The sequence below is a fragment of the Leeuwenhoekiella nanhaiensis genome (genome assembly GCF_002744755.1).
Classification (GTDB): domain Bacteria; phylum Bacteroidota; class Bacteroidia; order Flavobacteriales; family Flavobacteriaceae; genus Leeuwenhoekiella; species Leeuwenhoekiella nanhaiensis.
Genome location: NZ_KZ319297.1, coordinates 39,683 through 62,943 on the forward strand (window position 1 = coordinate 39,683; position 23,261 = coordinate 62,943).

The window sequence follows — 23,261 nt, forward strand, 5'->3', positions numbered from 1 at the left end:
AGGGATAAAATCGCTTCTACTATAAAAATCAGGAAAATAGATATCAAATGAATTATTGAAAGAATCTTATTCGTAGAATATCTCAATAAGCTTAGAACCCCATACCCTAAAAACACTGTTATCCAGAGAAAAGGCTTAGTAATTATGATCCAATACTTAAAATCGAATGACCAACCTATGGTTCTATTGTAAGATGTGATTTCATTCGATCCAAATATCATTATCTTCATAAGAATAATAAGTATTTGTGAAATCAAAAACAGAACAAACATTCTTTTTTGCACTATACGATCAATTGTCACTTCTTTTGTTTTATCAGAACCAATTCACTTTTAAGGTGTTTTATTGATTGCAGATTTTTATTTAGTCCTTGTGAGGTTAAATGATATACCGTTTTCCTTAAAAAATACTAGAAACAATGTGCGATACAATCGCGCAAGAGCGGATGAGTCTCGACTGCACTTCGACGAGCTCAGTGTGACACGCTCGACCTGACAAGATTGGGTTATTTAAATATCCTGAAATAAAAATCAAATTGCTGGATAGTAGGCAGTTTATTTATTTTTTATCAGATCCCTTGCATTTTTTATTCCGCAACCAATTACAAAAATTCGAGTTCTTAAATCTTTCAAGCCACCATAAGGAATTTTATCAGTCCAAAACTCTATTCGACGTTTTTTGAGTTCACCTAATATCTTCTCGACTATTTGCTCAGATGAATACATTCCAATGTAGTGCCTGTTTGCGTGTTTATCTGCTTTAATCTCTTCACAAGCATACTGAACAGCTTCTTTTTCAGTATTGAAGTATTTCAAAATACTCTTGTTACCTCGCTCTGTATAATACCACTGATAAAGTCCTCCAATATTTTCAAGTCCACGACCTTCAATAATAGAATTGCCATTTATACTGTAATTATCCTTTGAATAACAATTTTCTTTTAGCCACAGTTCTAATTCTAGAACTGTATTGATCTCAGGTTCATTCACCATTTGAATCTAGTTTAACAACTAACGTAACAATGAAATCAAAGCATTAAACCAGATACTTCTTCACTGCATCTAGTGCGGCAACAATTCCATCGGGATTTTTTCCGCCGGCGGTAGCAAAAAACGGCTGGCCTCCGCCACCTCCCTGAATGTATTTACCCAGTTCGCGTACAATGGTACCCGCATTTAAGTCTTTCGCTTTAGCTAAATCCTTATCAATATAACAACTTAACAAAGCCTTACCGCCCTGACGGGAAGCCAGTACCAAAAAGAGATTTTCAACCTCACCTCCTAACTGAAAAGACAAATCTTTGATGCCGTTTGCATCCAGATCCACCTCACGGGCAAGAAACTGAATTCCGTTGATTTCTTCCAGATCTGCTTTGAGTTCGCCTTTTACATTTTTGGCTTTCTCAGCCAATAACGACTCGAGCTGCTTTTTGAGTTCGTTGTTTTCTTCCTGTAGGTTTTCAATGGCTTTTGCAGGTTCTTTCGTATTGTTAAGCAGGCCACGAACAGATTCAAGCGTTTCGTCCTGTTCTTCAAAATACTGCATCACCGCGTCGCCGGTTATCGCTTCAATACGACGAATTCCCGAAGCAACCGCTCCCTCAGATTTAATTTTAAAATACCAGATATCACCGGTATTGTCTGCGTGGGTACCGCCACACAACTCCATCGACTTGCCAAAACGTATGGTACGCACCGCATCCCCGTATTTTTCACCAAATAGCGCAATCGCCCCCTCAGCAATTGCCTGATCGTACGGAATACCGCGCTGCTCCTCAAGTGGCAACTGCTCCTGAATACGGGCATTTACAAACTGCTCTACTTCTTTCAATTCTTCAGGCGTTACTTTTGAGAAGTGCGAAAAGTCAAAGCGCAAATAACCGCTGTGCACCATAGAACCTTTTTGCTCAACGTGAGTTCCTAAAACGGCGCGCAGGGCCTGATGCAACAAGTGTGTCGCGGTATGGTTTGCCTGCGTACGGTTCCGTTGCCTCGCATCTACCACCGCGGTAAAGGTTTCTTCTAAATTCTTCGGAAGGTTTTTAGCCAGGTGAATAATCAGGTTATTTTCTTTTTTGGTATCGGTGATGTAGATCACATCACCATTTGGCGCTTCGAGATAGCCTTTATCGCCCACCTGACCGCCACCTTCTGCGTAAAACGGAGTCAGATTAAAAACGAGTTGATACTGATCGCCTTCTTTTTTGGTATTTATTTTTCGGTAGCGGGTAATGCGCACGGGCGTTTGGAGCGTGTCGTAACCCACAAATTCTTCTTCGGCATCATCCTCGAGTACCGTCCAGTCCCCGGCTTCAATTTTTCCGGCAGCACGCGAACGGTCTTTTTGTTTTTGCAATTCGGCCTGAAATCCTTTTTCGTCGAGGCTGTACCCCTTTTCGCCCAAAATCAAAGCGGTCAAATCTATAGGAAAACCATAGGTGTCGTACAGCTCAAAAGCTTTGGTACCCGACACTTCTTTGCCTTCCGTTTCTGCAATAATGGAATCAAGCAAAATCAAGCCCTGATCCAAAGTTCGCAGGAAGCTCTGTTCCTCTTCCTTGATGACGTTATAAATGAGGTTTTGTTGTTTTTTAAGTTCGGGGAACGCTTTGCCCATCTCATCAACCAGCACGCCTATCAACTTGTAAATAAAAGGCTCTTTGGTGTCCAAAAAGGTAAACCCGTAACGTACCGCGCGTCGTAAAATACGGCGTACCACATACCCGGCGCCGGTGTTGCTGGGCAACTGTCCGTCTGCAATGGAGAAAGCAACGGCGCGCACGTGATCTGCAATCACCCGAATGGCGATATCGGTTTCTTCTTTACTTCCGTATTTAGAATTGGTGATGGTCTCAATCTCGCGGATAAGCGGTGTAAACACATCAGTATCATAATTTGATTTTTTGCCCTGTAGCGCCATACAGAGACGCTCAAAGCCCATCCCAGTATCAATATGTTTTGCGGGTAGATTTTCAAGCGACCCGTTTGCTTTTCGGTTGTACTGAATGAAAACCAGGTTCCAGATCTCAACCACCTGAGGATGGTCTGCATTGACCAGTTGAGCTCCCGGTGTTGTTGCCTTTTCTTCTTCAGAACGCAAATCGACGTGAATTTCAGAACAGGGTCCGCAGGGTCCCTGATCGCCCATTTCCCAGAAGTTGTCTTTTTTGTTTCCGTTTAAGATACGGTCTGCAGGCACGTGCTTGCTCCAAATGTCATACGCCTCGGTATCGCGCTCCAGATTTTCACTGCTATCCCCTTCAAAAATGGTAACATACAAGTTATTTTTATCCATTTTGAAGACTTCGGTAAGCAACTCCCAGGCCCAATCGATGGCTTCCTGCTTAAAGTAATCGCCAAAACTCCAGTTACCCAGCATCTCAAACATCGTGTGATGGTAAGTATCTTTACCCACTTCTTCCAGATCGTTATGCTTTCCGCTAACGCGAAGACATTTTTGTGTATCGGTCACCCGGGTATCTTTGGGCACTCCATTCCCCAAAAAGTATTCTTTAAATTGATTCATACCGGCGTTTGTAAACATCAGCGTGGGATCGTTTTTGATCACCATAGGTGCTGAAGCGACGATGGAATGGTTTTTGGACTTAAAAAATGAAAGAAAAGTATCGCGAATTTCCTGGGATTTCATGAGTAAATTTTAGACTGGTTTTTGCCAAAATGAGTTTAACGGCAAACTATTTTTTATATTTGTTCGTTACCCTTCTGATTCAGGAGGGATTTTTGAGGATTTTAGACTGCTTTCAGCATTAAAAATCTTCCGTTAAATCCTGAGGTTTTACTCAAGATTCACCCACGATTCGCGGGTTTTCATTAACGCAAAAATAGAATAATTTAAACAATGTCTAAGGTTAAATATTATTACGACAAAGAGACGCTTTCCTATAAAAAGATAGAGAAGCGCAAGGGTCGTAAACTGGGTTATGTAGCGTTATCTATTGTTGCCTCGTTTCTTGCAGGTTTTATTTTACTAATCATTTATCTCAATATTCCCGATCTGGAAACGCCCCGCGAAAAAGCACTCGCACGCGAATTGCAAAATATGAAAATGCAATACGGAGTTCTCAATAAAAAACTGGATCAGGTGCAGACCGTTCTGAGCGAAATCGAAGAACGCGACAACACCATTTACCGGCTTTATTTTGAGGCCAATCCCATTCCTGATGAGCAACGCAAGGCCGGTTTTGGTGGGGTTAACCGCTACAAAGACCTTGAAGGTTTTGATAACTCTAAAATGATTATTGAAACGAATAAGCGTCTGGACATTTTGACCAAACAACTCGTCGTACAAAGCAAATCGCTTGACGAAATCGCAGTCTTGGCCGAAGAAAAAGAGAAATTACTGGCCGCAATCCCTGCCATTCAACCGGTGGCTAATGAGAACCTAACCCGTATCGCTTCGGGTTATGGGTATCGTTCAGACCCGTTTACCAAGGAACGCAAGTTTCACTACGGGATGGATTTCACAGCCCCTCGAGGAACTCCGGTTTATGCGACAGGTGATGGTGTAGTTGAACGCGCCGATAATAATGCCACGGGATACGGAAATCACATACGTGTAGATCATGGCTATGGCTATGTAAGCCTGTATGCTCACCTGTATAAGTACAATGTGAGACCGGGACAAAAAGTGAAACGCGGTGATCTCATAGGTTTTGTGGGCAGTACCGGGCGCTCTGAAGCACCGCATTTGCATTATGAAATCTTCAAGGATGGTGAGCGCATCAACCCGATAAATTTCTACTACGGAAACCTATCGCCTGAAGAGTTTGACGTAATTTTACAGAAAGCACAACTCGAAAACCAATCGCTGGATTAATGCACGTTGACCTGCCCGAAAAATTATACTACAGCATAGGCGAAGTCGCTGATGCCTTTGGCGTTAACACCTCGCTGGTGCGCTTTTGGGAAAAGGAATTTGATGTATTAAAACCCAAAAAAAACGCGAAAGGCAATCGCAAGTTCACGCCCGAAGACATTAAAAATCTCGAGCTCATTTACCATTTGGTCAAAGAACGGGGCTTTACGCTGGAAGGCGCAAAAACGCATTTGAAAGAAAATAAACACCAAACACTCAATAAATTTGATCTCATCCGCAAGCTGGAAGCCATAAAAGCCCAACTGCAGGATTTAAAAGATCAACTCTAATCAATCAAAATCATGAAAAAAGGAATTATTGCAATTATAGTTGTAGTTATTTTAGGCTTTATAGGATATTCATTCTTTAAAGGTTTTTACAATACTGCGATCACGCTAAAAGAAGATGCTACCGCGCAATGGGGTAATGTGGAAAGTGCCTACCAACGCCGCGCAGACCTGATACCGAATATCGTAAACACAGCAAAAGGCTATGCCGAGTTTGAGCAAAAAACGCTGACTGACGTAATAGAAGCCCGTTCTAAGGCAACCGGTGTTAATATCGACCCGGCTAACATCACACCCGAGCAGCTGGCGCAGTTTCAACAGGCTCAAAGTGGGGTGAGTTCGGCTTTATCCAGACTTTTGGTTACCGTAGAGCGTTATCCCGATCTTAAGGCTAATGAGAATTTTAAAGAACTCATCAACGAGCTGGAGCGTACCGAAAACCGCATCAATGTAGAACGTAACCGCTACAACGAGGCGATTAGACCTTACAACAAGCACATCAAAACCTTCCCAAATAACATCGTCAACAACTTCATAGGCAACTTTGAAGAAATGGGTTATTTTGAAGCCAATGACGGCGCCGAAAATGCACCTGAAGTCAACTTCGACTTCAATAACGATGAAGCCTAATGGCATCTGTCGTAGAAGATTTTCTAAACGCCAAAGAAGAAGAGGAAGTTGTAGAAGCCATTCGCCAGGCAGAGCTGAAAACTTCCGGAGAGATACGGGTGCATCTGGAACGCAAGTGTGAGATAGACGCCTTTGAACGTGCGAAGGAGTTGTTTCACTTTCTGAAGATGGACAACACCAAGGCTGAAAACGGCGTGCTTATTTACGTGGCCGTTGACGCTAAGAAGTTCGCCATTTGTGGAGATCGCGGCATCAACAAGGTGGTTCCCGAAAACTTCTGGCAAAGCACCAAAGACCTTATGCAAACCGAATTTAAAAACCGAAAGTTCAAAGACGGTCTGGTAAAGGGAATCAATTCTGCCGGGGAGCAGCTCGCGAAGTTTTTCCCGTGGGATGCTGATGATGTCAACGAACTTTCAGACGAAATATCAACCTCTTGACCTATATAACTCAGCGATATCAATTCCGTAACTTTTTGCTTGTGGCATTTCTTTTTTGCCTTACGGCGAAAAGTTTTGCGCAATACGATATACCTCCCGTTCCTCAAGAAGAAACCAGCGTTTACGATTATTCCGGTTTATTGAGCACGGGGCAAAAAGCTTCTTTGGAAAACAAACTGGTCAAGTACAGCGACACGACATCTACCCAAATCGTGGTGGTGATCATACCCAGCACCAAAGGAGAAGACATCAGTTTTCTGGGAGCCAAATGGGGCCAGAAATGGGGAATTGGTCAGAAAGACAAAGACAACGGTATTCTCATTACCCTGGCTACGCAAGACCGGAAAGTGGACATCAATACCGGTTATGGGATTGAAACTATCATCACAGACCGAATGGCCGAGCAGGTCATCAACCGCATTATGATCCCTCAGTTTAAAAAAGGTGATTATTACGCGGGGCTCGATCAGGGTTCAGACGCGCTGTTTCAAATGCTGCAAGGCGAATATCAGGGAACACGTCAAAACGACTCTAAAGGCTTTAATATCTTCCCGGTGCTTATCATTTTTATTGTGATCATTTTTATCCTGAGTCGCTCGCGTGGCGGTGGCCGCAATGGCGGAAGAGGTGGCGGCGCAGGCAGTCTGCTTGATGTCATCATCCTGAGCAGCATGGGCCGTGGCGGCCTGGGCGGCGGTGGCTTTGGAAGCAGCTCTTCCGGTGGAGGATTTGGCGGAGGCGGCGGCTTTGGTGGCGGCTTCGGCGGTGGCGGCTTTGGAGGCGGTGGGGCTTCCGGGGGTTGGTAAAGCAATTATTTTTATTGCTATTGCTATTATTATTCCTATTGGTATTAGTAAAAAAGTTAATGGTTACATCCATCCCCAACCCTTCTTTCAAAGGAAGTGAGCCTCTAATATATTTAGAACGAAAAGCCTCCCTTTGAAGGGAGGTATGGAGGTTTTTTTTAATTCAGAATTATGAATTCGGAATCCACTGAGCCACGGCTGAGTACATTTTATATCTAAGCCAAAGAACCCAATAATCAAATAACCTAATAAACTCTTTTGGAAGCTTTTCTCAATCTCATTCAACGCATTACACAATACGGTACTGAAACCATTGCAAACCCAGATAAGCCATTGACTTTAAAGAAAGCACTGGTTGATCTATATGCCCTCTATGTGAATCTGGAACCTTCCTTTGATGAACGTTTGTACGAAGAGATTGAACGCCTGGATTACGGACTCGTTTACGCACACGTAAAGGTAAATTTTCCCGAGTTTCACGATTACGCACAGTTAGCGCAATTTCTCGACCCCGACCAAAAACCGGAAATCCTCACAGGCGATGCGATAGACGATCTTTCTGACCTCATTATTGACCTCAGCGAAGTAGCCTGGAGGTTGCAAAATACCAGTCTTGACGATGCGCTTTGGTACTTCAACACCTTAATGCGTATACACTCTGAAGAACATCTGCTTAATTTATTGGGGTATTTAAAAGCTTTGGAGGATAGTAAAAATTAAAAACAGGAGTTTCAGCAACTCCTGTTTTTCTATTTAGTACAAGTAAGCCTATTTTTCATTTTTTTCGATCCACTTGAGATCTCTTGTATTCTTTTGTACGGTTACCGCTGCAAATAAACTGAGAAGAAATGACATTCCGTAAAAACCCTTTTCGCTTAAAAGCATATCGGCATTCCACAAACCTATTATGAGTAGTAGAATAGATGCCAAAGTTGTAAACCAGCTGATTCCGTAATACATGTCAGTCACTTCAATGCCTTCCTGACGATCACGTACACTCTTTTGCACGGAAACCACCGAGAACAGGCCAAACAGTAAAAGAGTAAAGTAATAGCCTTTTTCACTTAGCCACATATCGGCATTCCATAATCCCACACAAAAAGAAACCATCCCAATCAGCAACGCAGTCCAGGCAGCCGAAACAAATGCTGCAGTGGGTTTAAATTGAGAATCTTCTTTTCTTTTGGTCTTAAAATCAGTTGCTTCGCTTTTTGATTTTTCAAAATTCGTTTCCATAATTTGATTGTTTTGTTGAAACAAAGATTGGTAACCCCACAGACATTTTAAAAACCAAATTTTCAAAAAACTTACGATTTAATTCTTGTACTTATGCCATCTACGATTATTAAAACAGTAACTTATCTTTACTAAAACTTATGATTTATGAAGGCAGTATTCTCTTTAGTTCAAAGCTTTTCTGCACCAGAGCAAAAGGAGGCACGAGCATTTATTGAGAATCGCAATCGCCGGGGAGATGTAAAAAACCTGATTTTATTTGATCAATTGTGTCAAGACAAAACAGACCACATTCAACACAAACTTTACGGCACCAAAAGTCGCAATGCCTATCATGCATTAAGCAAGCGTTTACAGGATACACTGATTGATTTTTTGGCTTCTAAAAGCTTTGCTACAGAAGCAAGTGATGAAATGAGCGTTTTAAAATTGATTTTAGCCGGCAGACTACTATTCGAAAAACAACAGAATAAACTAGCCTGGAAGACTTTAGCAAAGGCCGAAACCATAGCCAAAAGTTTCGATTTCTACTCAGCGCTACAGGAGATTTACCAGACGCAATTGCAATACGCGCACCTCAAGAATGATCAATTTTTAAAACGCGTTTTACTGGCGAGCACGGCCAATATGAAAAACATACAAAATGAACTTCATCTTCAACAGGCCTATGCTTCTTTAAAATTGAACTTAAAATCTAATCCTAAAAATCCGATCCAGCTTCTTCACGAAACTTTAGATCGGTTTGAATTAAAGCTATCCCAACATTTCACCTACAAATCCCTGTATCAATTTATGGAGGTGCTTACCGATGCTGCAGCACTTTCCGGAGCTTATTACAGCATTGTCAACACCATTGAAGAAGCATACACGTTTGTACAGGAAAAAAGCAACCCGGACAAGCACCTGTATTATTATTTTCAGATACGATATCTTCTCGCTGATGTCAATTTGCGAAACAAAGATTTCAGATCCTGCATTGAAATTCTCAATGAAGTTGACAATGCTCTCCCTGAGAAGTATCGCAAGCTATTCAATCACAAAACCGAAACACTGAGAGCACTTGCTTTTAATTATTCGGGAAATTATAAAGAGGCTATTCGTATCGCAGAGTTATACGCTGAAGATTCAGAAAACTTAAAACTGCTTTTAGTAACGTTTCGCTTTCAGCAAGATCAGATACGTGAAGCCTATGATCTCTTTAAAGGTTTTCGAAAAAGCGATCAGTACTACGAGCAAAAAAATGGTTTACTTTGGGTGATTAAAAAGGAGCTCATAGGGCTCTTACTGTTGATTGAACTGGATAAGCTGGACCTCATTTCAGGCAAAATCCAAAGTGTTAGGAAGCGGTTTAGTTCAAAAATCAATTCATCTCAGGAAGAGCAGCTGCAACAATTTCTCAAACTGGCATCAGCTTATTACGAAAATCCAAAACAAGCTTCATCATCACAATTTAGATCCCGTGTTGACGAATCATTCAAATGGCTGGGATTTGAACGCGAAGACCTGTTTGCAATGAGTTTTTATGCCTGGCTTAAATCAAAAATGGAAAACAAATCGCTTTATACGACCACTTTAGAATTGGTTAGTCCCACCAGCTATTCTCCCTAACCTCGCCTTTTTTGCCTAGTGTATTAAACTTATAGCTGAAGCTCAACATAAAATACTGCTGTAAGACGGTGCTCTGCACATCTTCTATATACGACTGGGTGGCTGTCCTTCTTGAATTGGTATTTTGGTTCAGCAAATCATACACTTTAAAAGTTACCAGCGCCTTATTTCCAATAAAGGAATAGGCAAGTGAGCTATTCCAAAAAACGGCATTCCTTTGAAATCCTGAGCCCACATTAGGGTTATAGATGTAATTGATATCATTTTCCCAGGTCAACCATTCGGGGAAAAACGTAGTTGTACGCAAACGGCCGTTGTGTTGTGTAAAACTTCTTCCATCAAAGAAATCCCGATTGAAATTAGTGCGATTAAAACTGATGTTATATTCAGGTCTAATCTCAAACCAGTCTTTCCAGGTAAAACGCAGCCCGATATTAGGCTCTAAACGTCTAGTGACACTGGCATACTGATCTGCATTAAAAAAATTCACAAAACGGTTTATACTACCGAACATACGCGTTTCTACCTTGAGCGTTCTAAGACTATCTAGTTTAAAGTCCTTATTATAACTAATGCTTGCATAGGTATTGTAAACGCCATCAACGTTTGTAAAGGTGGTTTCACGAACAAAATTATCGTCTACTGTCGTTTTATTTACAATCTGATCATTGGTGACACTAACTCCTCCGTACATATAATAACCCGTTCTGGATTCCCAGTCATAATTATTGATTGAGATGTTGAAATCATGGCTATTAGTAGGTCTCAAATCAGGATTACCCTGCAACGTATTAATAGGGTCTGAAACATCGAGATATGGAGATAATTGGCGCACATCAGGCGCATCATTATTTAAACGATAAGAGGTCCACAGGCTTAACTTCTTTGTGAAGTTGTAATTGAATCTTGCCGAAGCTTCAAGAGCATTAAATGTATTGTCAAAATCAATATCACGCACCCGGCTCCCGTTAGTATCGGTGAGTAAGTCTTCACCGGTAAGTTTACGGGACACCCAGGCTGCACTTATACCAGCCCGCATTTTTTCGGAGTTGTAAGAAAGTCCCAATTGAGGCTTATGGCTTCTGTTTGTGCTTTCAAAATCGGTACTCTGAACGGTTATTAACTGATTGTAAGTTTGAGAATTTTCGTCAAAATCATAAACCAATTGCGTATTGGTTCGATTTTGATTATCAAACTCATACTCTGCGTCAACAAACAACTTTTTACTGATCAAAGGAATCCTCCAGGTAAGATTTGATTGTATGCCATTGTTAGTATTGGCTCCATCAGTAAATTGATTTCTTAAAATCTGATTGGGGTTATCCCCATACACTTCGGTCTGTGAATTCGTAAAATCTGCACTCTCGGTTTCATCAAACTGTAGATTACCGTTTAAACGTATAAATGCTCCTTTATTACCATACCTTTTGGTAGCAGAGATTCTGTTACCAAAGTTACGCGTGGTGCGATCACTACTGTTATCATAGCTACTTTCGTTTACCAGATTACCAGCCTGATTACGGGTCGTTGAACTCCCATTACTTAAGTTTCTACCTTCGGTATAGCGCAATCTGGGAAGCACTTCAACCATCAAAGTGGAATCGATTTTTGCCTGAAATCTTAGGTTTGCTGAGTGATCATCTGTAAAGGATTCGGTGCGGGAATCGCTCTCAGAAAGAAACCGATCTTCAGGCAGAATGTTTTCCCGGACGCTCTGTCTTTCATTAAAACTGTTGGCACCGGAGTAAAAATAATCTGCCGAAGTCTCAATTTTTTCACCAAAATCATTGGCGAAGTTCATACCTGCATTACGAGAATTTACGATACCATCTCCCCAACCAAAACTTCTTCCTCCAAAATTAAAGCCTCCGCTACTGTTTACAGAGATTGAATTAGCATTACCAAACATTTTTTGAATTTCACCAAAACTAAAACCGGGTGAGTTAATGTTGTTTCCGCTGCCTAATAAACTCAACCTTAAATCGTTGTCAAAGTAGTTTCCAATACCCGCATATTCAAAACGATCATCAGTACCCCCACCGGCAGCAACCCGGCCAAACATCCCTTTATTTTTATCTTCGTCAATCGTAATGTTTATGGTCTTATTTTCACTATCTCCGGCTTCGCCTGTAAATTCTTCAGATTCCGTTTTGGTATCTACTACCTGAATTTTATTGATCAATTCTTTGGTAAGGTTGCGTGTAGCGATTGTAGGATCGTCGCTAAAAAAAGGTTTTCCGTTTACGAGAATATTACTTACCGGCTTTCCGTTAATACGGATTTGACCATCTGCATCAACCTCTGCGCCGGGTAATTCTTTAAGTAAATCTTCCAGAGTAGCATCGGGCTTTGTTTTAAAGGAAGCTGCGTTAAATTCTAAAGTATCCTTTTTAATAATTACTGGAGCTGCCCGCCCTTTAACTACAACATCCCCCAGGGACTCTACCTGAAACTCCAGAGTAATATCTCCTAAATTCTGCGTTCGGTTTTTGCTCAGGTCAATTTTGCGCTCATAAGACTGATAACCCACAAAAGTGACAAAGAGATTGGCCTGATCAATATTTGATTTTCCTTTTAATTGAAACTCCCCATTACGATCGGTTATGGTGTATGTAATCATCGTAGAGTCTTTGAGGGTTTCAAGTACTACAGTTGCAGCTTCAAGAGGTGTTTTTTGCTCCTGATCTACAAGGCGACCGGTAATAGAAAAATCCTGAGAATAGGATAAAAAGGAAAATAAGCCCAAAGCAAGGCTAAGCAGAAAACGCATGTTCATTTTGTTTTTTGATTGATTGATATGCGAATAACACCATTATTTCTAAAACTATAAAATTAGTTTTATGCTTTAAGAAAACATTAACAAATATAAAGGTGTTGAATATCAACTATCTTCGGTAACCGCCCCTGCCTCTATTTTGGCTGGCTCCTCCAAAATTGCTCAACTTATAGGTAAAGCTGAGCATCGCATATTGGGTAAGGATCAGGCTGTTTGTATCCTGCACAAAATTATCACCGGTTATCCGTCGGGTATCTACCACCTGATCTAATAAATCATAGACCTTGATTTTTAGCGTAGCTTTTTCCTCCAGAAATTGATAACCCAGACTGGTATTCCATAAAATCGACGAATTCTGAAAACCCGGGGATACATTGCCATTGTAGTTGTAGGAGATATCATTTCCAAACACCACGTTTTTAGGCCAAAATGTAGTCGCTTCAAAACTGGCGGTATGATTGATGAACTCCTGATTTCTACCCGGATTTAGCGAAAAGTCAGTCTTGTTATAGGTAAGGCTGTAACCGGGATTGAGTTCAAAAAAATCTTGAATTGCAAAAGTTAACCGAACTCCCGGACTGACCCTAAATTGATCTGAATTGAACAAGACAGCATTATTAAAGCCCACATTGCGGTCATAACTACCGGTCAAACTCAAGCGGTACCTAAATTCCTTTTCTTCCTTACGGGTGCTGTTTGTATAAAACACACGCGCTGAAGCAGAGCGCTTACCATCAACATTTGCATAGGTCGTGGTCTGCCTTAAATCGTCGTCAATAGTAGTTACCTGCGCCACCTGATTTTCGGTAAAACCCAGTGAAAACGAACTAAATATCCCACTTCCTCCCCCAGCAGCAAAGTTAAAACTTCTAAAATCTGCATTGATGTTATGGTTAAAAGTAGGTCGCAAAGCGGGATTTCCCACCACAACATTTAGGGGGTTGGTCTGGTCTATTACCGGCTGCAACTGGTTTATTGACGGCGCATTTGCGTTAGTAATGTAATTGATACTGACGGTTTTGGAACGCTGCAGCTCGTACTGCACGCGGGTGCGTATGGAGAGATTGTTAAACGAATTGTCAAAACCGCCCGTGCCAAACAAATTCTCGTTTTTCAAAACGGTATTGATCAAACCCACATCTGCATTGATACGCCAGGCTTCGTGATCATATCTCAGTCCTACGGTAGGGCGGTTTACGAAAGTCCGCACTTCAAAATTACTGCTGAGTGAATCGTTAAATACCGTATAATTCCCACTTCCGTCCGCATCATAAATAAAACGCTTATTGGTTGACTTAGAAGATGAAAAATCATAGTTTAAATCCATGAAAAAGTCGGTTGCCAAAACAAATCGCTGCTCAGCGCCAATGGAATACCGGTATTCCTGCTGATCCTCGTCAATAAACTGATCCTGAATTTCTGTACGCGGATCACCGACAAAAAATTCACTCTCTGAGAAATAGAAATTATCGTTTTCCTGATTGTTATACTGCTGCGAAAAATTTAACCGTAAAAAAGCCCCACGGGAGCCAAAACGCTTTATAAAATCAAGGTCATTTTGCAGTTCAAAATTATAAATCTCTTCCTGATCTACAGTTTCGGTCGTATTTACCAAATCCCGGTCGCCATCGCTGGAAGAAGCCTCTCGATTACGTACTGCCCGGGTTTTACTGGTGTTAAAGCGCGGGCTAAAGGAAAGCCGGGTCAAGGTATCAAATTCAACTTCAAAACGCACATTAGCCCGGTGCCTGGTGTTTACCGCATTACTGGAGTTCTCAGAACTTGAAAAATAGGTGGTATCCGGCAAAATATTCTCCCGTTCAGTACGGCTTCGCGTATCGGTATTGCTACGGTCAAAGTAATAATTACCGCTTGCTTCATAAGTATCATTCCAGTCGTTACTATAATCAATGCCTGCTGTTTCAGCCTTGGTAATTCCGTTATTATTTCCTCCCTGTACGGCCCGGGCACCGCTACGACCCATCATCCCGTAAATGTCATCAAAGTCAAAGCCCGAACTGTTGATGTTATTAGAGCCGGCAAGTACGGTGGTGCGCATATTATCTTTAAAAACATTGCCTATCCCGCTCATTTCATAGCGCTCATTAGTACCCCCACCTATCGTTGCACGAGCAAAATAACCTTTGTTCTTATCTTTCTTTATGGTAATGTTGATGGTTTTATTTTCACTGTCTCCGGCTTCGCCCGTAAATTCCTGAGCTCGTGATTTCGTATCAACCACCTGTAATTTCTCAATAATCTCCTTCGGAAGGTTTTTAGTGGCGATTTTAGGATCGTTGCCAAAAAACTCTTTTCCATTTACTAAAATTCGGGTGATCGGTTTTCCGTTGATGGTTATAGCACCATCACTGTCTACCTCAGCTCCCGGAAGCTTTTTAAGCAATTCTTCCAGATTAGCATCGGGACGGGTTTCAAAAGAGGCCGCATTAAACTCAAGCGTATCTTTCTTCAGTACAACCGGTGCGCGGTTGGCCACCACAACCACCTCGTCAAGCTGATTGTCCTGTACCTTTAATTTGATTTGACCTAAATCTGATTCCTCTTTAATCTCAACCTGTTGCTTTAATGGCTTAAAGCCGGCGTAGGATATAAACAAGTTGGCCGTTTTGACCTCTGTATTACCTTCCAGTTTAAAAATTCCATTTTGGTCAGATATGCCATATGTGACTAAAGTGCTATCGGCAATTCTTTCCAAATAAACTGTGGCCGACTCAAGTGCTACGCCATCCGGGTCTGTGACCGTTCCTTTCATAACAAATTCTTGAGAAAAGGAATTTTGCAAACTCAATAAAACAAACAACAACAGGTATAAATACTTCATAAACTGGATATGCGTAAAATGTACATTTATACCTATGACCGAAAAAATGACTCAGGGTTTAAAACCAAAAGCCCACTTTTTTGAAAAAAGCGGGCTTTTAAAGGCTTAAGGCTGTAAAAAAATTTATTTTTTTCTGAAATATACCGAGATAGGCACTCCCTGAAAATCAAATTGTTCGCGCAACTTATTTTCTATAAAACGCTTGTAGGGATCTTTTACATACTGTGGCAGGTTGCAGAAAAAAGCAAACTGCGGGTGCGGTGTAGGCAACTGCATGCAATATTTGATCTTGATGTATTTTCCTTTATTCGCCGGTGGCGGATAGGCTTCAATAATCGGCAACATCAGTTCGTTAAGTTCACTGGTTTTTACGCGTCTGCTTCGGTTTTCAAATACCTGAACTGCGGTTTCAATCGCTTTATACACCCGCTGCTTGGTTAACGCTGAAATGAACACGATAGGCACATCGGTAAAAGGTTCCATTTCCTGGCGAATTTGCTTCTCATATTCACGCATGGTTTTGTTTTCCTTTTCGACCAAATCCCATTTGTTCACCAGAATAACAATCCCTTTTCGATTTCGCTCTGCGAGCCAAAAAATATTTTGCACCTGCCCGTCAAAACCACGGGTGGCATCTAAAACAACCAGACACACGTCACAGTGCTCTATTGCACGCACCGAACGCATGACCGAGTAAAACTCAAGATCTTCCTTAACCTTAGACTTGCGGCGTATACCAGCAGTGTCCACCAGATTAAATTCAAATCCAAAACGGTTGTATTTAGTATCTATAGCATCGCGGGTTGTCCCTGCGACATCTGTCACGATATAGCGATCCTGACCAATCAGGGCGTTGATAAATGAGGATTTTCCGGCATTGGGACGACCTACAACGGCAAAGCGCGGCAATATGCTTTCTTCCACTTCCGGTTTATCTGGTAAAACCTCAACCAGCGCATCGAGTAAATCTCCGGTGCCGCTACCGCTAATACCGGCGATGGTATAGTAATCACCAAGCCCCAGACTGTAAAACTCCACAGCGTTTTCTTCACGCATAGCGTTATCTACCTTGTTAACCACAAGAAACACAGGCTTGTTCTGGCGACGCAGCAAATTGGCCACATCTTCATCCATCCCCGTTACTCCGGCTTCCACATCAACCATAAAAATGATGGCGTCAGCCTCATCTATAGCCAGTTCTACCTGCTTGTCAATTTGTTCTTCAAAAACGTCATCACTCCCTTTTACATACCCACCGGTATCTATGATTGAGAATTCTTTTCCGTTCCAGTCGGTTTTGCCATAATGGCGATCGCGGGTTACCCCACTCACCGAATCAACAATCGCCTCGCGGCGCTGAATTAATCGGTTAAAAAGGGTTGATTTACCCACATTAGGTCTCCCTACAATTGCTACAATACTCATATGTTATACTTTGTGCTTTTAAAGCGCTGCAAAATTACGATAAATACCTGCACGGTTGGCAATTGCTTTGCTTTAAGCTAAATCCTGGCAATAAGCCGTCTGTTTACGGTCCTAAACAGTGCATACTATTAAATCTTCCCTAAATTCTGTTAAGACAGCTGTTAATTACCCGCCAGATAAAACCGGAGGTGCACTACCTTACGTATCTATTAGCAAACAACACAAGTTATGTATCACCTTATGAAACGTATTATAGTAGGTCTTTTTGCAGCTTTTATCTTATACAGCTGTAATCTCATTTCAGCAGCCGGACTCAGCAGCGCCGGGCAACCCACAAAAGAAGTTAATGGGGACCTCACCTCAACCACTGCAAATTCTGCCGAAAATGTAGACCACAGCGCCTGGGACGCCTTGCTTAAAAAACACGTAAACGCCGCCGGAATGGTAGATTACGAAGGTTTTCAGAAAGACCGTGCAAAGCTGGATGCCTACCTAAAAAAATTATCATCCTACAATCCAAGCGATGACTGGTCGGTTCAGGAACTTTTGGCCTATTACATCAATTTATATAACGCGTATACGGTTGAGCTGATCCTAAATAATTATCCGGTAAAAAGCATCAAAGACATTGACGGTGCCTGGACCAAGGCTATTGTCCCCGTAGGAAATCGTGAACTTTCTTTAGGCGGAATTGAAAACGGCGTGCTGCGTAAAATGAACGAACCTCGTATTCACTTTGCCATCAACTGCGCATCCATGTCCTGCCCAAAATTGCTGAATGAAGCCTATACCGCCGGTAAAATCAATGAACAGCTTGATAAAGTGACCAAAGAGTTTGTGAACTCAGACAAAAATGATATCACAGCTTCAAACCCTAAAGTATCTTCAATTTTTGACTGGTATAAGAGCGATTTTATCACAGACAAAACACCAACGGTGATTGATTATATCAATCAGTACAGCAAAACCAAAATCAATAAAGGTGCTACACTGACGTATAAAAATTACGACTGGAATCTTAATAAACAATAGATTTCTCCTTTAGTACGGAAATATCCCGCTCTATGCGGGATATTTAATTTTATGTCCTGACGAATTAGTTTAGTTTTGAATACCCATTCTACCCCCGCCGAATTACCTTTTATGCTGAGTATCATTATTCCCGTTTACAACGAGTCTGCCAATTTACCGGTGCTGCTGAAACATCTCCTGCGCAGTGCAAAAGCCCCGGAACTTCTGGAAATTCTGGTAGTTGACGGAGGTAGCACTGATGACACCCCGGCTTTGGGCGAAAAATTTAAAGCGGCTAACCGCGTTAATCTTCAACTTTTACAATCCGGAAAAGGCAGGGCCAAACAGATGAACACCGGGGCACGGGCTGCCCGTGGAAGTATTCTTTATTTTTTACATGCCGATTCTTTTCCGCCGAAGCATTTTGACCAGCATATACGTGATGAGGTTGAAAAAGGAAATCCTGCCGGATGCTTCAGAATGCAGTTTGACAGCAAGCATTGGTGGCTGCGTCTGGCCAGTTATCTCACTAAATTCAACTGGAGAGCCAGCCGTGGCGGCGATCAAAGTCAGTTTATCACCCGCGAACTTTTTGATGAGATAGGTGGTTACGATGAAAGCTACATCATCTACGAAGACAATATTTTGATCAATGAGCTTTATGCCCGTAAGAAGTTTGTAGTCATTCAGCAGCCGCTGAAATCTTCTGCTCGTATGTATGAAAAATACGGCGTCTGGTATGTACAATATCATTTCTGGAGTATTTATGTCAAAAAATGGATGGGCGCTTCGGCCGAAGAACTTCACGCCTACTACTGTAAAGTGCTTAAAAAATAAGAGTCTACAAACTCTTCAAATCAATCTTTCGCTTTGCTTAAAATTAGTTTTGAAATTGAATTATTAGTTTCAATGCTAAATTTTCATAGTTTCTTAACAGCAATCGCACGGGCTTCGATGTAATTTGAAACTGAATTTAAAAAAACTCTAACCATGACAATTTTTGAAGCGATACGTAAAGACCACGATAAACAACGCGAACTCTGCCGGATGGTTACCTCAACCAGCGGCGAGTCTAAGGGTCGCAAGCAAATGTGGGAAGACCTTAAAAAAGAGTTGCAGATACACGCTGATGCTGAAGAACGCACTTTTTATTCCCCACTTATTCATAACGATATGATGCAGGAGCACGCCCGTCACGGCATCGCCGAGCATCACGAAATGGACGAACTCATTGAAAAAATTGACGCTACTGAGATGGACTCCCCTGCCTGGCTGGTTTATGCCAAACAACTATGCGAGAAAGTAGAGCATCACCTGGAAGATGAAGAGCACACCTTTTTTCAGCTGGCCGGAAAAGTATTCACCGAAAAGCAAAAAACCGAGATCGCTACTGAATATCAAAAAGAAATGAAAGCCAATCGCTAATTACCGTTGCTGTAATCTCCTATGACTTCAATAAAAACGCCATCAGGATCCCGCAGTAACAGTAAATAATTATGCTCTCCAAGTTTAATAGGCGTATCGGCTTCGGGCTGTACGCCTTCTTTTTTGATTGCTTCCATAATACCATCAAGCGTATACACCTGCAGGGTCAGGTATTGCAACCCCAGTTGCTGCTGAATTCCGGCTTTAACCGAATCGATTTCCGCCTTTGGCAAATCAAATGATGCAATTTTTAGCTGTGAACTCCCGGGGATGGTGTCAAAAGCCAATCGGGTTACTTTAAAAGGAAGGCCTTGCGACAGCCCTAAACGGGTTGCAAACGGGGCATCAACCGTAAAACTCCCCACTTCGTGAAGTCCTAAAATATCTTTGTAAAAGTGTAAGGATTGTTGCTCGTCGCTAGCGACTACAGCAACAGTAAGTGCTCCGGGTTTAAAGTTAGATTCCTGGCCTTTTGAAACCAGAGCAAAACCGAAAAGAGCTAGCAAAAGAAGTACACGATGGCGCATAAAAAAAAGGGTTTTAGTAAAGATACTTTACAAAACCCTTTTTTCGTCAATTCGTTATCGTTTATCTGCTCTGCACGTAGAAACCGTGAATAACTCCCGGCAACCATCCTAAAAGCGTCAGTATGACATTGATGATAAAATCTTTGCCTAAGCCTTTATTCATTGCAACTGCAAGAGGTGGTAGTAATATGGTTATGATAATTGAAATAATTCCCATTGTGTAATTTTTTGGTTAGTGTTCAGTCCAAAAATATACAGCCTGCCTCTTCTAATGCCTTAACACTTTGCCAATTGAGATAAGTTTCACGTTTTTTCAAACCACTTTTTAAGCACTTCTTCAGCCGGTTTTCCTTGAGGGGTAAAACGATTATTTTCCTGCGAAATCGTACGCTCGTGATTGGGAAACCACTTCCAGACGAAACCTCCTGCAAACCAGGGCTCATTCCAAAACTCTTCAAACAAAGCTTCGAAGAGATTTACCTGAGCTTCCGCATTCATCTTCCCGTCGTGACGATCACTAACCCATGGTTCTTTCCCCGCAAAGTCTGCACTACGGTATCCAAACTCTGTGAATAAGACAGGTTTGTTGTACTTTCGCGAAAGCGCAACAAACATCTTTTTATGCGGCTGCCAGCCTGCTTTGGCTTCGGCAATCGTTGGTGTTTCGGCTTCTGAAACCGGATAATAGGCGTCAGCACCAATATAATCGAGCTGCGACCAAAAATTCACTTTGTCTACCTTATCCCAGTTTTCGGCATAGGTGAGCTTCCCGGTATACACCTCCCGTACCTCGGCGATCAGGCTGTTCCAAAAATCAGGTCTCTCGTTCACAAAATTATAAAGCTCTGTACCTATGCAAAAGAGTTCGGCTCCGGTTTCCTGAGCCAGCTTTGCATACAACAGAATAAACTCCCTGTAGGATTTTTCAAAAGCAACCCAGTCTGCGTCTGACTTCATCTGCATATCGCCGGTAAACGTGCCGCGGCCAATCCAGATATGGGGCTTGACCATGACTTTGATTCCACTTTGATGTAAGGCTTCGATGTATTGCTTCGCTCCTTCATAGCGCTCGCCGTACCATTGGCGTTCCGCATTAAAATACAACTGCGGATTGTCGAGATCGCGCACAAAACCGAAAGGCATTATGGCTACGTGACTCGCTCCCACGCGCAAAACCGGATTGATATCTTTCTGCACCAGCGTATCGCCCGAAGCAACAAAACTCACCCCATCAATTTTTTGGCTTACATAAGGCGTGGCAGAGCAACCTCCAAGCGCGAGGCAACCTATTACCAATAACAAAAATGAATATGTGTATTTCATACCCCTAAAAATAGGCGAAATAAATGCTCCTTTAATCTCATTTTCTCAAAAAAACCACCAAATTGAGCGTGACACCATTCTAAGTTATTATCTTTAAGAACAACCTCAACGCAACAGCTTTTTTATGGAACATGTGGTCATTGTAGGCAATGGCATCGCCGGAGTTACGGCTGCCCGGCACATCCGGAAAAATTCAGATAAAAATATCACCATCATTTCTGCCGAAAGTGATCATTTTTTCTCCCGCACCGCACTGATGTATGTCTATATGGGGCATATGCGCTTTAGAGATCTCAAACCTTACGAAGATCAGTTTTGGTCAAAAAACAACATCAATCTTAAAAATGCCTTTGTTGAACGGGTTGATACCGATGCACAAACCCTGCATTTGGCAAAAGGCGAAACCATCACCTACGACACACTTATTCTTGCAACGGGGTCGATCCCTGCAAAATACGGCTGGGAAGGTCAGGATTTAAACGGCGTTCAGGGACTGGTTTCCAAACAGGATTTAGAACTGCTCGAAAAAAATGCACCCAATAACGAAGTCTGTCCCAAAGCGGTCATCGTAGGCGGCGGCCTCATTGGCGTTGAACTCGCCGAAATGCTGCACACCCGCAAGATTGAGGTAACTATGATCGTGCGTGAACACGCATTTTGGTCGGGTGTTTTACCTGATGGCGAAGCCGAAATGATTAGCAGACACATTAAAAATCACGGGATTGATTTAAGATGCGGAGCAGAACTTGATAAAATTTTGGATGACGGCCAGGGGAATGTAAGCGGAATAATCACTAAAAAAGGAGAGCAGATTGACTGTAAGCTCGTAGGCATCACAACCGGCGTTAAACCCCAGATTGAATTTTTCAAAGACTCCAAAATAGAGACAGACCGGGGCATTCTGGTCAACCGAATGCTTGAAACCAATATTAAAAACGTCTATGCCATTGGTGATTGTGCGCAGCAGCGCGAGGCCATAGGATTACGAAAACCGGTGGAAGCCGTATGGTACACCGGCCGAATGATGGGCGAAACGGTTGCTCAGACCATTTGCGGCAGGCCTTTCGAGTACAGTCCGGGAAATTGGTTTAATAGCGCCAAGTTTTTTGACATCGAATACCAGACCTACGGCTGGGTTTTTAGTACCAAAAACAAAAAAGACTACGAGCAGCATCTGCACTGGAAGCATTCGGATGACACCAAATGCATAACCATCGCTTTTCATAAAGACACCCGCGAATTTTTAGGCATCAACAGCTTTGGTATTCGCCTACGCCACGACGTACTTGACCGCTGGCTGAATGAAAAACGGGACGTGGCCTACGTTACCAAAAACCTTAAAGAAGCCAATTTTGACCCCGAGTTTTACAGGCATTACGAATCTGAAATTCAAAAAGAATTTAAAGTCTAGCCAAAACCTCACAGGTTTTAAAAACCTGTGAGGTCTAAATAACTGAATGATGCAATACGAACCTATTTCAGCTGGAAACTACTATCATATTTATAACCGTGGGAATAATTATGAAGATATTTTTATTGAAGATCGCAATTATGAGTATTTCCTTAATCTGGTCGCAAGGCATCTGACAAGTGTATTGGAAGTTTTATCGTATTGCCTTTTAAAGAATCATTTCCATATGATAGTCAGAACTTTTGATAATACCGAAGACCATTTGATATCAAGGAAATTTTCAAATTTATTTAATGCGTATGCAAAAAGTATCAATAAAGCGTACGGAAGAAATGGAAGCTTATTTAAAGACCGATTTTCGAGAAAAAAAATTGATCAGGAAAATTATTTACGCAACCTAATCATTTATGTTCATTTGAATCCGACAAAGCATTTTGGAATTGATTTTAAAACGTATAAATATTCCTCATATCAGGCGTTTATATCAAACAAAAGAACTTTATTAAACAGGGACTTTGTTCTGGGTCTGTTTGACGATGAACCTAATTTTAAAGCAGCACATTGTCTGACCACATTTGACCCTAATAACGAATATTTACTGGAATAACCCAGACCTCACAGGTCTTCGAGACCTGTGAG

21 protein-coding genes are annotated in these 23,261 nt (G+C 41.9%); 12 read left to right on the top strand and 9 right to left on the bottom strand.

Annotation, left to right across the window (positions count from 1 at the left end; all coding sequences use genetic code 11):
• Positions 1–554: 554 nt before the first annotated feature.
• Positions 555–992 (bottom strand): hypothetical protein, encoded by a 438-nt coding sequence (locus tag CJ305_RS15425; RefSeq protein ID WP_099647194.1) that lies wholly within the window; start codon positions 990–992, stop codon positions 555–557.
• 43 nt (positions 993–1,035) lie between these two features.
• Positions 1,036–3,648 (bottom strand): alanine--tRNA ligase, encoded by a 2,613-nt coding sequence (gene alaS / locus CJ305_RS15430; RefSeq protein WP_099647195.1) that lies wholly within the window; start codon positions 3,646–3,648, stop codon positions 1,036–1,038.
• A gap of 210 nt (positions 3,649–3,858) precedes the next feature.
• Here alaS and CJ305_RS15435 point away from each other — a divergent pair, with 210 nt between their 5' ends.
• The 6 genes from CJ305_RS15435 to CJ305_RS15460 all read left to right on the top strand — a co-directional run bounded on the left by CJ305_RS15435 (position 3,859) and on the right by CJ305_RS15460 (position 7,758).
• On the top strand, positions 3,859–4,836 hold the full coding sequence (locus CJ305_RS15435; RefSeq protein WP_099647196.1) for a M23 family metallopeptidase: 978 nt from the start codon (positions 3,859–3,861) through the stop codon (positions 4,834–4,836).
• The gene (locus tag CJ305_RS15440) at positions 4,836–5,165 is read left to right on the top strand and encodes a MerR family transcriptional regulator (protein WP_099647197.1); all 330 of its coding nucleotides are present in this window, start codon (positions 4,836–4,838) and stop codon (positions 5,163–5,165) included. Before CJ305_RS15435 ends, CJ305_RS15440 begins: the two co-directional genes overlap by 1 nt.
• A gap of 12 nt (positions 5,166–5,177) precedes the next feature.
• Positions 5,178–5,792 carry a LemA family protein gene (locus CJ305_RS15445; protein ID WP_099647198.1) on the top strand — a complete coding sequence of 205 codons (615 nt, stop codon included), beginning with the start codon at positions 5,178–5,180 and terminating at the stop codon, positions 5,790–5,792.
• Complete coding sequence (locus CJ305_RS15450; protein WP_099647199.1) at positions 5,792–6,232, top strand: TPM domain-containing protein; 441 nt, start codon at positions 5,792–5,794, stop codon at positions 6,230–6,232. The genes CJ305_RS15445 and CJ305_RS15450 overlap by 1 nt, the downstream gene beginning before the upstream one ends.
• 35 nt (positions 6,233–6,267) lie before the next feature.
• The gene (locus CJ305_RS15455; RefSeq protein WP_099647237.1) at positions 6,268–7,038 is read left to right on the top strand and encodes a TPM domain-containing protein; all 771 of its coding nucleotides are present in this window, start codon (positions 6,268–6,270) and stop codon (positions 7,036–7,038) included.
• A gap of 258 nt (positions 7,039–7,296) precedes the next feature.
• Positions 7,297–7,758: a DUF5063 domain-containing protein gene (locus CJ305_RS15460; RefSeq protein ID WP_099647200.1), complete on the top strand. Its 462-nt coding sequence runs from the start codon at positions 7,297–7,299 to the stop codon at positions 7,756–7,758.
• A 48-nt stretch (positions 7,759–7,806) separates the two neighbouring features.
• On the opposite strand, the gene yiaA is transcribed toward CJ305_RS15460, so the two are convergent.
• The gene (yiaA, locus tag CJ305_RS15465) at positions 7,807–8,274 is read right to left on the bottom strand and encodes an inner membrane protein YiaA (RefSeq protein WP_099647238.1); all 468 of its coding nucleotides are present in this window, start codon (positions 8,272–8,274) and stop codon (positions 7,807–7,809) included.
• A gap of 147 nt (positions 8,275–8,421) precedes the next feature.
• Between yiaA and CJ305_RS15470 the strand changes: the two genes are divergently transcribed.
• The gene (locus tag CJ305_RS15470) at positions 8,422–9,882 is read left to right on the top strand and encodes a hypothetical protein (protein ID WP_099647201.1); all 1,461 of its coding nucleotides are present in this window, start codon (positions 8,422–8,424) and stop codon (positions 9,880–9,882) included.
• Here the strand turns inward: CJ305_RS15470 and CJ305_RS15475 are convergent.
• From CJ305_RS15475 to der, 3 genes are all read right to left on the bottom strand, one after another.
• Positions 9,857–12,652: an outer membrane beta-barrel protein gene (locus CJ305_RS15475; RefSeq protein WP_317044008.1), complete on the bottom strand. Its 2,796-nt coding sequence runs from the start codon at positions 12,650–12,652 to the stop codon at positions 9,857–9,859. The two genes, CJ305_RS15470 and CJ305_RS15475, sit on opposite strands and share 26 nt — an antisense overlap.
• Positions 12,653–12,767: 115 nt before the next feature.
• A complete protein-coding gene (locus tag CJ305_RS15480; RefSeq protein ID WP_223248891.1) occupies positions 12,768–15,431 on the bottom strand; it encodes an outer membrane beta-barrel protein in 2,664 nt (887 codons plus the stop codon).
• A gap of 192 nt (positions 15,432–15,623) precedes the next feature.
• Complete coding sequence (gene der / locus CJ305_RS15485; protein ID WP_099647204.1) at positions 15,624–16,925, bottom strand: ribosome biogenesis GTPase Der; 1,302 nt, start codon at positions 16,923–16,925, stop codon at positions 15,624–15,626.
• Positions 16,926–17,165: 240 nt separating this feature from the next.
• Here der and CJ305_RS15490 point away from each other — a divergent pair, with 240 nt between their 5' ends.
• The 3 genes from CJ305_RS15490 (at position 17,166) to CJ305_RS15500 (ending at position 19,361) form a co-directional block, all read left to right on the top strand.
• A complete protein-coding gene (locus CJ305_RS15490; protein ID WP_223248892.1) occupies positions 17,166–17,957 on the top strand; it encodes a DUF547 domain-containing protein in 792 nt (263 codons plus the stop codon).
• 111 nt (positions 17,958–18,068) lie between these two features.
• A complete protein-coding gene (locus CJ305_RS15495) occupies positions 18,069–18,773 on the top strand; it encodes a TIGR04283 family arsenosugar biosynthesis glycosyltransferase (protein ID WP_099647239.1) in 705 nt (234 codons plus the stop codon).
• A 153-nt stretch (positions 18,774–18,926) separates the two neighbouring features.
• The gene (locus tag CJ305_RS15500) at positions 18,927–19,361 is read left to right on the top strand and encodes a hemerythrin domain-containing protein (RefSeq protein ID WP_099647206.1); all 435 of its coding nucleotides are present in this window, start codon (positions 18,927–18,929) and stop codon (positions 19,359–19,361) included.
• Here CJ305_RS15500 and CJ305_RS15505 read toward each other — a convergent pair.
• The 3 genes from CJ305_RS15505 to CJ305_RS15515 form a co-directional block, all read right to left on the bottom strand.
• Positions 19,358–19,888, bottom strand: coding sequence for a VOC family protein (locus CJ305_RS15505; RefSeq protein ID WP_099647207.1), 531 nt, complete (start codon positions 19,886–19,888; stop codon positions 19,358–19,360). The two genes, CJ305_RS15500 and CJ305_RS15505, sit on opposite strands and share 4 nt — an antisense overlap.
• 61 nt (positions 19,889–19,949) lie before the next feature.
• The gene (locus tag CJ305_RS15510; protein ID WP_099647208.1) at positions 19,950–20,105 is read right to left on the bottom strand and encodes a YqaE/Pmp3 family membrane protein; all 156 of its coding nucleotides are present in this window, start codon (positions 20,103–20,105) and stop codon (positions 19,950–19,952) included.
• A gap of 86 nt (positions 20,106–20,191) precedes the next feature.
• Positions 20,192–21,211, bottom strand: a complete 1,020-nt coding sequence (locus tag CJ305_RS15515) for a glycoside hydrolase family 113 (RefSeq protein ID WP_189319471.1) — start codon at positions 21,209–21,211, stop codon at positions 20,192–20,194.
• Positions 21,212–21,335: 124 nt separating this feature from the next.
• Between CJ305_RS15515 and CJ305_RS15520 the strand changes: the two genes are divergently transcribed.
• The gene (locus CJ305_RS15520; protein WP_099647210.1) at positions 21,336–22,622 is read left to right on the top strand and encodes an NAD(P)/FAD-dependent oxidoreductase; all 1,287 of its coding nucleotides are present in this window, start codon (positions 21,336–21,338) and stop codon (positions 22,620–22,622) included.
• 46 nt (positions 22,623–22,668) lie between these two features.
• Positions 22,669–23,229, top strand: a complete 561-nt coding sequence (locus CJ305_RS15525) for a transposase (protein WP_223248893.1) — start codon at positions 22,669–22,671, stop codon at positions 23,227–23,229.
• Positions 23,230–23,261: the final 32 nt, after the last annotated feature.

Bases quoted from the DNA above. Each gene is read 5' to 3' on its own strand.
- CJ305_RS15425 (WP_099647194.1), bottom strand. From the start codon at position 992: ATGGTGAATGAACCTGAGATCAATACAGTTCTAGAATTAGAACTGTGG.
- alaS (WP_099647195.1), bottom strand. From the start codon at position 3,648: ATGAAATCCCAGGAAATTCGCGATACTTTTCTTTCATTTTTTAAGTCC.
- CJ305_RS15435 (WP_099647196.1), top strand. From the start codon at position 3,859: ATGTCTAAGGTTAAATATTATTACGACAAAGAGACGCTTTCCTATAAA.
- CJ305_RS15440 (WP_099647197.1), top strand. From the start codon at position 4,836: ATGCACGTTGACCTGCCCGAAAAATTATACTACAGCATAGGCGAAGTC.
- CJ305_RS15445 (WP_099647198.1), top strand. From the start codon at position 5,178: ATGAAAAAAGGAATTATTGCAATTATAGTTGTAGTTATTTTAGGCTTT.
- CJ305_RS15450 (WP_099647199.1), top strand. From the start codon at position 5,792: ATGGCATCTGTCGTAGAAGATTTTCTAAACGCCAAAGAAGAAGAGGAA.
- yiaA (WP_099647238.1), bottom strand. From the start codon at position 8,274: ATGGAAACGAATTTTGAAAAATCAAAAAGCGAAGCAACTGATTTTAAG.
- CJ305_RS15470 (WP_099647201.1), top strand. From the start codon at position 8,422: ATGAAGGCAGTATTCTCTTTAGTTCAAAGCTTTTCTGCACCAGAGCAA.
- CJ305_RS15475 (WP_317044008.1), bottom strand. From the start codon at position 12,652: ATGCGTTTTCTGCTTAGCCTTGCTTTGGGCTTATTTTCCTTTTTATCC.
- CJ305_RS15480 (WP_223248891.1), bottom strand. From the start codon at position 15,431: ATGAAAGGAACGGTCACAGACCCGGATGGCGTAGCACTTGAGTCGGCC.
- der (WP_099647204.1), bottom strand. From the start codon at position 16,925: ATGAGTATTGTAGCAATTGTAGGGAGACCTAATGTGGGTAAATCAACC.
- CJ305_RS15490 (WP_223248892.1), top strand. From the start codon at position 17,166: ATGAAACGTATTATAGTAGGTCTTTTTGCAGCTTTTATCTTATACAGC.
- CJ305_RS15495 (WP_099647239.1), top strand. From the start codon at position 18,069: ATGCTGAGTATCATTATTCCCGTTTACAACGAGTCTGCCAATTTACCG.
- CJ305_RS15500 (WP_099647206.1), top strand. From the start codon at position 18,927: ATGACAATTTTTGAAGCGATACGTAAAGACCACGATAAACAACGCGAA.
- CJ305_RS15505 (WP_099647207.1), bottom strand. From the start codon at position 19,888: ATGCGCCATCGTGTACTTCTTTTGCTAGCTCTTTTCGGTTTTGCTCTG.
- CJ305_RS15510 (WP_099647208.1), bottom strand. From the start codon at position 20,105: ATGGGAATTATTTCAATTATCATAACCATATTACTACCACCTCTTGCA.
- CJ305_RS15515 (WP_189319471.1), bottom strand. From the start codon at position 21,211: ATGAAATACACATATTCATTTTTGTTATTGGTAATAGGTTGCCTCGCG.
- CJ305_RS15520 (WP_099647210.1), top strand. From the start codon at position 21,336: ATGGAACATGTGGTCATTGTAGGCAATGGCATCGCCGGAGTTACGGCT.
- CJ305_RS15525 (WP_223248893.1), top strand. From the start codon at position 22,669: ATGATGCAATACGAACCTATTTCAGCTGGAAACTACTATCATATTTAT.